At 73.9% G+C, this 1,566-nt stretch carries 1 protein-coding gene; it reads right to left on the bottom strand.

Translation table 11 applies throughout. The annotated features are described in order from the left end of the window. A partial coding sequence (locus ETQ85_RS26515; RefSeq protein ID WP_222862327.1) for an NHL repeat-containing protein occupies positions 1 to 1,566 on the bottom strand: 1,566 nt, incomplete at both ends.

The following is a 1,566-nucleotide window of genomic DNA, read 5'->3' as shown; positions in this document are numbered from 1 at the left end:
GGCGACGACTTCGAGGGCGGCGCCGTCGGCCAGCGCGAGGCCGGCCAGTTGCAGACGCGCCCGCAAGGCGGCCGAAGGCGTGCCGCCGGCGTCGAGGGCGGCGGCGAAGGTGGGCTCGATGGCGCCGATCTGTACGCCGGGGGCCGCCGCCGGCGCGCCGAAGACGTTCTCGCGGTAGAGCCGCGGCAGGTACTGGTCGCGGTAGGAAAAGCGGCTGGCATAGGCGCGCAGGGCGGCGATGTGCGGGCCGACGCGGCGGTCGCCGAACAGCTCGATGCGCACCCACAGGTAGCGGCCGCTGAGGCTGCGTACCTGGCGGAGGGGGTTCTGGATCAGCACTGACAGCAGCCCGGCGTAACCGGGTTTGTGCGCCCACGGACCCAGGCCGGGGTGGGCCGGCAGTTCGGAAGGGGCGTGCTCCCAGGCGGCGCGGGGCGTGTGGGGGGCGACCGCGCCGGGAACGTCGCCGAAGTGGTGGGGCAGCCAGGCTTCAGCGTCGGCCGCGTCCGGCGGGCTCGGCTCGGCGGTGGCGGCGAGCCATACGATGAAGCCGGCGTGGGCGGGCAGTTGTGCTTCGGCGTACAGCCGGTGCCACACGGTTTGCGCGGCGCCGCTGTCGATCAGGTGCGCATCGGTGCCATTGAAGTTTGCCGCTTCGCCGTGACGGGCGAGGTTGGCGATGGACAGCCGGTGCAGCGGCGCGGTGCCGCGCTGGCCCGGAGCGAGTTCCCGTGGGTAATGGGGCGGGCCGTCGAGGCGGTGGGCGAAGGGGGCTTCGACGGCGTCGTCGGCCAGCGGGTAGATTTCGCCACCAGGCGGGATACGGTGGGCTTCGTCGGCGACATCCAGGTGGAAGGCCGGGGCGTCGCCACGGCCGGGCAGCCGCACCACGAGCTGTGTGGCGTCGATCCATTCGAGGGCGTAGGCGTAGCGCGCGCCGACCAGCTCGAAGGCCGCCTGCAGGCGCTCGGTGCGGGTGTCGAGGCGGCGCAACCGGGCTTCGCCGTCACCGACCCAGCTCAACAGGGCGAGCCCCGCCGTGGGGTGGCAGGCCAGTGCCAGCGCCCGTTCGCCCACCGGCCAGACTGGGCCGTCGAGCAGCCGCAGCATTGGCGGGTGGCAGTTTTCCGGGTTGGGCCTGAAGACCGTGCCGGCGTAGTCCACGAAGGGGCCGAGGGGCAGCGGGCTGCCGCTGAGGCGGGCAAGGCGCCCGCTCGATTGTTCGAGCACCCACACGCCGCCGTCGGGGCTGGCGGCCAGCCGCCAGGGCACGAAGCCGCTGACCGTCACGCTGACATCCGCCCAGCGGCCGCGCAGGTCGTGCATCACGATGGCGTCGGTGAGGGCGGCGTAGAGCACGCCGTCGAAGCCCACGACGATATCGCTCGGCGTGCTGGCCAGCGGCAGGCTGACGGCTTCGTCGGGCAGGTGGCTGCGCGCCACGATGGCGCCGGCAGCAGGGTTCCAGTAAGCCACGCCGCCCAGGCTGTCGACGGTGCGCGGCACCCGTTCGAGGGCCGAGCTGGCGGTGGCCAGGGCCGCTGTCGGGTCGGCCGGGGCGGGCAG

The organism is Zoogloea oleivorans (genome assembly GCF_008107625.1).
Taxonomy (GTDB): Bacteria; Pseudomonadota; Gammaproteobacteria; order Burkholderiales; family Rhodocyclaceae; genus Zoogloea; species Zoogloea oleivorans.
This window is presented reverse-complemented; position numbering and strand designations above follow the sequence as displayed.